Source organism: Acinetobacter minutum, assembly GCF_035916735.1.
Classification (GTDB): Bacteria; Pseudomonadota; Gammaproteobacteria; order Pseudomonadales; family Moraxellaceae; genus Acinetobacter.
Map to the genome: position 1 here is coordinate 82,572 of NZ_JAQIHG010000010.1, position 9,495 is coordinate 92,066.

5 protein-coding genes are annotated in these 9,495 nt (G+C 48.4%); 3 read left to right on the forward strand and 2 right to left on the reverse strand.

Annotated features, from left to right (window positions below; translation table 11 throughout):
* Positions 1 to 9 precede the first annotated feature (9 nt).
* Complete coding sequence (locus tag PAE54_RS06230; RefSeq protein WP_326518810.1) at positions 10 to 3,183, forward strand: efflux RND transporter permease subunit; 3,174 nt, start codon at positions 10 to 12, stop codon at positions 3,181 to 3,183.
* Positions 3,183 to 4,637, forward strand: coding sequence for a multidrug efflux RND transporter AdeIJK outer membrane channel subunit AdeK (gene adeK, locus PAE54_RS06235; protein WP_326518812.1), 1,455 nt, complete (start codon positions 3,183 to 3,185; stop codon positions 4,635 to 4,637). Before PAE54_RS06230 ends, adeK begins: the two co-directional genes overlap by 1 nt.
* A gap of 81 nt (positions 4,638 to 4,718) precedes the next feature.
* Here adeK and PAE54_RS06240 read toward each other — a convergent pair whose 3' ends face one another.
* On the reverse strand, positions 4,719 to 5,522 hold the full coding sequence (locus PAE54_RS06240) for an SDR family oxidoreductase (RefSeq protein ID WP_326518813.1): 804 nt from the start codon (positions 5,520 to 5,522) through the stop codon (positions 4,719 to 4,721).
* 411 nt (positions 5,523 to 5,933) lie between these two features.
* Between PAE54_RS06240 and PAE54_RS06245 the strand changes: the two genes are divergently transcribed.
* Positions 5,934 to 8,828 carry a valine--tRNA ligase gene (locus tag PAE54_RS06245; protein ID WP_442784383.1) on the forward strand — a complete coding sequence of 965 codons (2,895 nt, stop codon included), beginning with the start codon at positions 5,934 to 5,936 and terminating at the stop codon, positions 8,826 to 8,828.
* A 46-nt stretch (positions 8,829 to 8,874) separates the two neighbouring features.
* Here the strand turns inward: PAE54_RS06245 and PAE54_RS06250 are convergent, their stop codons facing one another.
* Positions 8,875 to 9,405: a hypothetical protein gene (locus PAE54_RS06250; protein WP_326518811.1), complete on the reverse strand. Its 531-nt coding sequence runs from the start codon at positions 9,403 to 9,405 to the stop codon at positions 8,875 to 8,877.
* Positions 9,406 to 9,495: the final 90 nt, after the last annotated feature.

Genomic DNA, 9,495 nt, shown 5'->3' on the forward strand with positions numbered 1-9,495 from the left:
CTTGCATAAATGGCTAAGTTTTTTATTCATCGCCCCATTTTTGCTTGGGTGTTGGCATTGGTTATCATGCTGGCCGGGATTATCACCCTGACCAAGATGCCGATTGCCCAGTACCCAACGATTGCGCCGCCTACGGTCACCATTTCTGCTACCTATCCAGGTGCATCTGCGGAAACCGTGGAAAATACCGTAACCCAGATCATTGAACAGCAAATGAATGGTCTGGATGGCTTACGTTATATCTCCTCCAACAGTTCGGGTAACGGTCAGGCCAGTATCCAGGTCAACTTCAAACAGGGCATCGATCCCAATATTGCTCAGGTTCAGGTCCAGAACAAGTTGCAATCCGCAACCGCCCTGCTGCCGGAAGATGTGCAACGCCAAGGCGTGAAAGTTACCAAATCAGGTGCCAGCTTCCTGCAAGTGGTTGCTTTCCATTCACCGGATGGCTCTCTGTCTGATGCCGACATTAAAGACTACGTCAACTCCTATATCGCCGAACCGCTCAGCCGTGTTGCAGGTGTCGGTGAGGTGCAGGTTTTCGGTAGTTCTTATGCGATGCGTATCTGGCTCGATCCCGCCAAACTGAGCAGCTACCAGCTGACCCCGAGTGACGTTTTAACTGCATTGCGTACACAAAATGCGCAGGTGGCGGTGGGTCAATTGGGTGGAGCACCTTCTGTTCCGGGACAAATGCTGAATGCCACCGTGAATGCACAGAGCTTGCTGAAAGATCCACAACAGTTCCGTCAGGTATTCCTGAAAAACACCAGCTCAGGCGCCAAAGTCACTTTGGGTGATGTGGCAACCGTAGAACTGGGTCCTGAAAACTATCAGTTTGTGTCGAAATTTAACGGCAAACCGGCAGGTGGTGTAGCGATTAAACTCGCAACCGGTGCCAATGCCCTGGATACCGCACAAGCAGTCGATGAACGTCTGCAACAGCTCCGTAAAAACTACCCGGCTGGGCTAAAAGACTCGCTGGCCTTTGATACCACTCCATTCATCAAACTTTCCATTGAAAGTGTGGTACATACGCTGATCGAAGCGGTGATTCTGGTGTTTATCGTGATGTTCCTGTTCTTGCAGAACTGGCGCGCCACGATTATTCCTACGCTGGCAGTTCCTGTCGTAGTACTGGGAACCTTTGCGGTCATTAACCTATTTGGCTTCAGTATCAACACGCTCACCATGTTCGCCATGGTTCTGGCCATCGGCTTGCTGGTGGATGATGCGATTGTAGTCGTGGAGAACGTCGAACGGGTGATGAGCGAAGAACACACCGATCCTGTCACGGCAACCGAACACTCGATGCAGCAGATTTCTGGTGCACTGGTCGGGATCACCACGGTCTTGACTGCAGTATTCGTTCCAATGGCATTCTTCAGCGGCACCACTGGGGTGATCTATCGCCAGTTCTCGATTACCCTGGTCACCGCGATGATTTTCTCATTAATCATTGCCCTGACCTTTACCCCAGCGCTGTGTGCGACCATCCTGAAACAGCATGATCCGAACAAGGCACAAAGTAATCATCCGGTTGCGCGTTTCTTCCGCTGGTTTAACCACAGTTTCAACCGTCTGTCACAAGGCTATCAGAACATTGCCAAGAAAATGCTGATCCATAAACTGGCTTCAGGGGTGTTCTATGCGGTGATTCTGGCGAGTCTGGTGTTCTTGTTCCAAAAACTGCCAAGCTCGTTCTTGCCGAATGAAGACCAAGGTGTAGTACTGACTTTGGTACAGTTACCTCCAAATGCCACGCTGGAACGTACCGGAAATGCCATTGACCAGCTCACGGGCTTCTTTAGAGAAGGCAATAAAGAAACCGTGGAATCGGTGTTCAGTGTTGCCGGTTTCTCCTTCAGTGGGGTTGGACAAAATGCCGGTTTGGCCTTCGTTAAACTGAAAGACTGGGATGAGCGAACCACACCAGAACAGCAAATTGGCGCGTTAATTCAACGAGGGATGGCACTGAATGCGATTGTGAAAGATGCATCGTACATCATTCCATTACAGTTACCGGCAATGCCTGAACTGGGTGTCACCGCCGGCTTTAACCTGCAGTTAAAAGATGCTTCAGGTCAGGGCCATGCCAAACTGCTCGAAGCACGTAACATGATTCTGGGTATGGCAGGACAGGATAAACGCCTGATGGGTGTGCGTCCAAATGGTCAGGAAGATACCCCACAGTACCGCATCCTTGTAGATACGGAAAAAGCCAGCTCAATGGGTGTCAGTATTTCTGAAATTAACAGCACCATGGGTATTGCCTGGGGTGGCCGCTATGTCAATGACTTCATTGACCGTGGCCGTGTGAAAAAAGTCTATGTACAAGGCCAGGCTGATTCACGTATGCAGCCGGAAGATCTGAACAAGTGGTACGTGCGCAACAACAGCGGTGAAATGGTACCATTCTCGACCATTGCCACCGGTGAATGGACCTATGGTTCACCACGTCTAGAACGTTATAACGGTATCTCTGCCGTTAACATTCAAGGTACGCCAGCACCAGGGGTCAGCTCAGGTGAAGCCATGCTGGCTATGGAAGAAATCATCGCCAAACTGCCTTCGATGGGCCTGCAAGGCTTTGACTATGAATGGACCGGTCTATCGCTAGAAGAACGTGAGGCGGGTTCACAAACCGCTTCGTTGTATGCGCTATCGATGCTGATTGTGTTCCTGTGTCTGGCCGCACTGTATGAAAGCTGGTCGATTCCGTTCTCGGTGATGCTGGTGATTCCACTCGGGATTGTCGGTGCGGTCGGTTTGACTTTCCTGGGCATGATTCTGACCAAGGATCCAAACCTGTCGAATAACATTTACTTCCAGGTGGCGATTATTGCGGTGATTGGTCTGGCGGCGAAAAATGCCATCCTGATTGTAGAATTTGCAAAAGAGCTACAAGAACAGGGAGAAGAACTGCTTGAAGCCACCCTGCATGCTGCGAAAATGCGTTTACGCCCGATCATCATGACCACCCTAGCCTTCGGTTTTGGTGTGTTGCCGCTTGCCTTGGCTTCGGGTGCCGGTGCCGGTAGCCAGCATTCAGTCGGTTATGGCGTGCTTGGTGGTGTGATCAGCTCGACTTTACTTGGAATCTTCTTTATTCCGGTATTCTACGTGTGGATTCGCAGCATCTTTAAATACAAACCTAAAAATAACCAGGAGCAAACATCGTGATGCAAAAACGAGGATCGTTTTTAGGTCGTGGCATTGCGGTATCTGCACTTGCGCTTGCTTTGACCGCCTGTCAAAGCATGCGTGGCCCAGAACCCGCGGTGAAAGCAGACATTCCGGCAAGTTACAGCAACTCAAATGGCAGCAAGCAATCGATTGCTGAACAGGGTTATCAGGATTTTTTCGCGGATCAACGTCTGCGGCAAGTGATCCAGCTGGCCTTGAACAATAACCGTGATCTGCGTACCGCGACCCTGAACATTCAACGTGCACAGCAGCAGTACCAGATTTCGGAAAACAACCAGTTACCGACCATTGGCGCCAGTGGCAGCGTATTACGTCAGGACACCCTGAATACGAAAAACCCAGTGACCAACTACAATGTTGGTCTCGGTGTGACGGCTTATGAACTGGATTTCTGGGGACGCGTGCGTAGTCTGAAAGACAATGCGCTGGACAATTATCTGGCGACGCAAAGTGCACGGGATGCCACGCAGATCAGCCTGATCGGTCAGGTTGCCCAGGCCTGGATGAGCTATTCCTTTGCCAATGCCAATCTGAAACTAGCCCAGCAAACCCTGCAAGCCCAACTGGAATCCTACAACCTGAACAAAAAGCGTTTTGATGTCGGGATCGACAGCGAATTGCCGGTCCGTCAGGCGCAAATTTCAGTAGAAACTGCGCGCAATGACGTGGCCAACTACAAGACACAACTGGCTCAGGCACAAAACCTGCTGAATCTGCTGGTGGGTCAAACTGTTCCTGCAAACTTATTGCCACAGCAGCGCCTCAACCGTGTGACTCAGCAGACTGCTCTTGCTGCAGGTTTACCTAGTGATTTGCTGAATAACCGTCCGGATGTGAAAGCTGCGGAATATCGGTTGAGTGCAGCAGGTGCCAATATTGGTGCGGCTCGCGCACGCCTGTTCCCGACCATCAGCCTGACCGGTTCTGCGGGTTATGCTTCAAGTGACCTGACTGATCTGTTCAAATCCGGTTCTTTTGTCTGGGCAGTCGATCCAAGTCTGGATATCCCGATCTTTGACTGGGGCACCCGCAAAGCCAACATCAAGATTTCTGAAACGGACCAGCAAATTGCCTTGGCCAATTATGAAAAATCGATTCAGTCGGCTTTCCGTGAAGTTAATGATGCCTTGGCTACGCGTGCCAATATTGGTGAACGTCTCAGCGCCCAACGCCGTTTAGTGGATGCCACCAATAGCAGCTACAAACTGGCCAATGCGCGTTTCCGTGCCGGGATTGACAATTATCTGACTGTTCTCGATGCACAGCGTGCCGCATATGCAGCGGAACAAGGTTTGCTGTTACTGGAACAGGCCAATCTGAACAACCAGGTCGAACTTTACAAAGTCCTCGGTGGGGGTGTCAAAGCCAGCACCGCTGATCAGGTGACGCATCAACCCTCTACGGCTGAGCTGAATCAGAGCAGCAAATAACGCGTCATCATTCCACACGAAAACAAAAAGCCAGCTGCAAGCTCAGCTGGCTTTTTTATGCTAGAAACAGAGGCTTTTTCCTTATTTCACGCTGCTTTTGCGAATCATCTTATAGAGTAACTTCGGTGACAGACGGGAAATTAATACCCCGAGTTTTTCTTTCGCACCGCCAATCACAATATATTCTTCACCACGTAATAAGGCATTCAAGGTCTGCTCGGCAAATGCCTCCGGCTCAAGTCCGTTTTCAATGGCACTGTCCTGATGGCCTTGTGGTTGGCCTGCGCCATTGAGCGCATTAAAAGACACATTGGTTTTGACAAAGCCCGGAAAAATCACCGACACCCCAATGCCCTGATCACCCACCTCGGCACGCAAGCTGTTGGCCCACATGTGGATCGCGCCTTTCGCCGCAGAATACGTCGCGCGATATTGCGTGCCCAGCAAACCGGCGACACTGGAAATAAACACCACACGTCCGGATTGCTGTTTGAGCAAGGTCGGCAGTACGGTCTTGGTCAGAAAAACCTGGGAAAAATAATCCACTTCCATAATCGCACGTTCGGTCTGCATGCTGGTATCCCGAATCAGGGCACGCTGGCTCAGTCCGGCATTGTTAATCAGCCAGTCAATTCGACCCTTTTCCGCTAGCACTTGCTGATAAGCCTGTAGCACCTGCTGCTCATCACAAATATCCGCTACAATCGACAGATGCTGCTCGGGCTGATGCAGACTGGCACGTACTTTTTCCAATTCTTCATAACGGCGCGCCGTCAAAACCAATTGGGCACCACGTGCCGCATAGGCTTGTGCCAATGCCTTGCCCAAGCCTGAAGAAGCACCGGTAATCCATACCACCTGATTGCTTAAGTCTTGCTGCGCCATATCTCCCCCGTTGAAATAGATCAAGGCTGAAGTCATCGTCATAGGATTCAGATCCCGGTAGACCATCCCATCCGCCCATATTGCTCCACGTTTATACTCCAAATCCTCATGACTGTTAATGCATCAAGTAGATTTTGTCCCTGCCCATCATCATTAAGCCCTCTAGACGGTCATCTTGCACAGGACATAAATGGACAGCTCAGACTTGGACACTAAAAATCGCTTCAAGCGCATTTCTTGCAAAAATAAGTGCTTTCTCGCACCAGATTGACCATTGAAAATCGAAAGTTGCTGATATAGACAAGTGCTGTGCTGAGCAAAACGTGTTTTGCTCGGTTTCTCTCCTTAAATTCGAATGAATTTTTGCTACAATAGCTGCAATTTTTTATTCACTTTTGATCTGTTCTGACTATGACTGATTCTGCGCAAAATATTGCTACGACCTACGATCCAACCGAGATCGAGAAAAAATGGTACAAGACTTGGGAAGAGAACGGCTATTTTAAGCCATCTCAGAAAGGCGAATCCTTCTGTATCATGATTCCGCCACCAAACGTCACCGGCAGCTTGCACATGGGTCATGGTTTTAACAATGCCATCATGGATGCCTTGACGCGCTATAACCGTATGTCGGGCAAAAACACCTTGTGGCAGCCGGGTACCGACCATGCCGGGATCGCCACGCAGATGGTGGTTGAACGTCAGCTGGGTGCACAAAACATCAGCCGTCATGACCTGGGCCGTGAAAAATTCATCGAAAAAGTCTGGGAATGGAAAGAACAGTCGGGCGGCAATATCACCCGTCAAATCCGCCGTTTAGGTTCTTCGGTCGACTGGTCGCGTGAACGTTTCACCATGGATGAAGGCTTGTCGAATGCAGTGAAAGAAGTGTTCGTCAAACTGCACGAAGAAGGCCTGATTTACCGTGGCAAGCGCCTGGTGAACTGGGACCCGAAACTGCAAACCGCGCTTTCGGATCTGGAAGTTGAGTCAGATAAAGAAGAACAAGGTTCACTCTGGCACTTCAAATACTTCTTTGAAGATAAGTCACTGCGTACCCACGATGGTAAAGATTACATCGTCGTAGCCACAACACGTCCTGAAACATTGCTGGGCGATACCGCCGTTGCCGTTGCGCTGGATGATGAACGCTATGCAGATCTGGTCGGCAAAAACATCATCCTGCCTATTACAGGTCGTGCGGTTCCAATCGTGAAAGACGAATATGTCGACAAAGCATTCGGAACCGGCTGTGTGAAAATCACCCCTGCGCACGACTTCAATGACTATGAGGTAGGTAAGCGCTGCGAATTACCAATCATCAACATCTTTAATAAAAATGCGGAAGTGTTGGCTGAGTTTGAATACATCGCTAAAGCCGGCGAACAGATTTCTAAAACCATCCCTGCCCCTGCAGACTACATTGGTTTAGAGCGTTTTGAAGCACGTAAAAAACTGGTTGAACAGGCTGAAGCGGAAGGCTGGTTAGACCAGATTCAACCTTACACCTTGAAACCACCTCGCGGTGACCGTTCAGGCGTAATCGTTGAGCCATTACTGACCGACCAATGGTATGTGAAAATTGCACCACTTGCCGAGCCTGCGATTAAGGCCGTGAAAGATGGCGAGATTAAATTCGTGCCGGAACAGTACAGCAACATGTACATGGCCTGGATGAACAACATTCAGGACTGGTGTATCTCGCGTCAATTGTGGTGGGGCCACCGCATTCCGGCCTGGTATGATGCCGAAGGTAATGTATTCGTGGGTCGTGACGAAGCCGAAGTGCGTGCGAAAAATAACATTGCGCCTGAAGTAGAATTGAAACAAGACGAAGATGTACTGGATACCTGGTTCTCATCTGGTCTATGGACTTTCTCAACGTTGGGCTGGACTGGCGACGCCGCGAAAGACAAAGAAAACTATTTCCTCAATACCTTCCACCCGACCGATGTACTAGTCACTGGTTTTGACATCATCTTCTTCTGGGTGGCGCGCATGATCATGATGACCATGCACTTCATGAAAAATGAAGATGGCACGCCACAAGTCCCGTTCAAGACTGTGTACGTTCACGGCTTGGTACGTGATGGTGAAGGCCAGAAGATGTCAAAATCGAAAGGCAACGTACTGGACCCGTTAGATTTGATTGATGGTGTTGACCTTGAAACCCTGGTACAAAAACGTACCACCGGTTTGATGAACCCGAAACAGGCCGCGAAGATCGAAAAATCAACGCGCAAGGAATTCCCGGAAGGCATTCAGGCTTATGGTACCGATGCGGTTCGTTTTACCTTCTGTGCGCTCGCGAATACCGGCCGTGACATCAAATTCGACATGAAACGTGTGGAAGGTTACCGTAACTTTGCCAACAAAATCTGGAACGGTACGCGTTTCGTGTTGATGAACGTTGAAGGTCAAACCGTAGGGCAAACTGCACGTCCTGATCTTTGGGAACTGCCTGAACAGTGGATCGTCAGCCGTCTGCAAAAAGCGGAAGCTGCGGTACAAACTGCATTTGCAACCTATCGTTTAGACCTGGCTGCACAAGCCATTTACGAGTTCATCTGGAATGAATACTGTGACTGGTATGTCGAGCTGACCAAACCGGTTCTAAACGATGAAAATGTTTCTGAAGAACGTAAAGCGGAAGTACGCCGTGTTCTGCTTGCGGTCATGGAAGCGTCTTTACGTCTTGCGCATCCAATCATGCCGTACCTGACCGAAGAAATCTGGCAAACCCTTGCGCCAATGATCGGCTTGGGCGGCGAAACCATCATGCTGGCGCAGTACCCTGTTGCTGACGAAGCATTAATGAATGACCAAGCTGAAGCGGACATGCAATGGCTGCAAGGTTTGATTGGTGCGGTGCGTAACATCCGTGGTGAAATGGGCTTGGGTAATGCTCGCCTGTTGCCTGTTCTTCTTCAGAACACCACTGAAGCTGAAAAAGCGCAAATCGCACGTATCGAAGCATTGGTTAAAGCATTGGCGAAAGTGGAAAGTATCACCTTCCTTACAGATGCTGAACAACCACCATTGTCTTCATCTTCTGTAGTGGGTCACGTGTCTGTATTCGTTCCGATGAAAGGCTTGATTGATCCTAAAGCGGAATTGGGTCGTCTGCAAAAAGACCTCGACAAGGTTCAAAAACAGCATGACCAGATTGCCACCAAACTGGCAAATGAAGGTTTTGTGGCGAAAGCACCTGCTGCTGTTGTTGAAGGTGAGAAAGCGAAACTGGCTGAGTTTGCGGATCAGTTAGCGAAGATTAAAGCGAATATGGAGCAGATTGCGGCGCTTTAATATGCTGTAGTTTGATTCAAGAAATCCCCTCGAATGAGGGGATTTTTTATTGTATAGAAAGTTCATTAATCAGATTGATGAACTCTTGAGGATAATGGGATGGATCATCAATAGCATCAATATATAAAAGAAATAATTTACTTACTATCTCGTCAAATTTTTGATTTCGAGTTGTATCAATGATGATATTTCGCCCAACAAAATCCTCTAAATCTTTAATAAACTTATCAATTAAATACTTATTCATATATTGTGAACAACAATTTGAATTTTGTGCTCTCGCATCTATCCATTCCGAAAGGATTAAATTGAAAACTAGAGGAGTACGACACAAAGTCTGTCGGTTATTTTTTTGCCCTTCAAAGCTTTCGTTAAGTTTTTGAAACGTTTCGGATCTATAATTGGCTAAGTCTGAGTCAATATTAGCTATCCAATTATCAACAAATGCACTCAGATTATTTTGATAAATTTTATCTAAAATAAATTTCAACTTGTCTATTTCAGTGAACATTATAGACTCAATGCAGTATCCATTATGACTTATAGCTTTTGAATTATTATTACCTCTAGTATTCATTTTACTTCTAAGAGGCTTTGTTGCACAAACCTATCTGTAAAGGCTTTTTCAGCGATATAATTTTCAAATGAAGAAGCCTACACACAAAAT

Coding starts and splice junctions, on each gene's coding strand:
- PAE54_RS06230 (WP_326518810.1), top strand. CDS start 10: ATGGCTAAGTTTTTTATTCATCGCCCCATTTTTGCTTGGGTGTTGGCA.
- adeK (WP_326518812.1), top strand. CDS start 3,183: ATGCAAAAACGAGGATCGTTTTTAGGTCGTGGCATTGCGGTATCTGCA.
- PAE54_RS06240 (WP_326518813.1), bottom strand. CDS start 5,522: ATGGCGCAGCAAGACTTAAGCAATCAGGTGGTATGGATTACCGGTGCT.
- PAE54_RS06245 (WP_442784383.1), top strand. CDS start 5,934: ATGACTGATTCTGCGCAAAATATTGCTACGACCTACGATCCAACCGAG.
- PAE54_RS06250 (WP_326518811.1), bottom strand. CDS start 9,405: ATGAATACTAGAGGTAATAATAATTCAAAAGCTATAAGTCATAATGGA.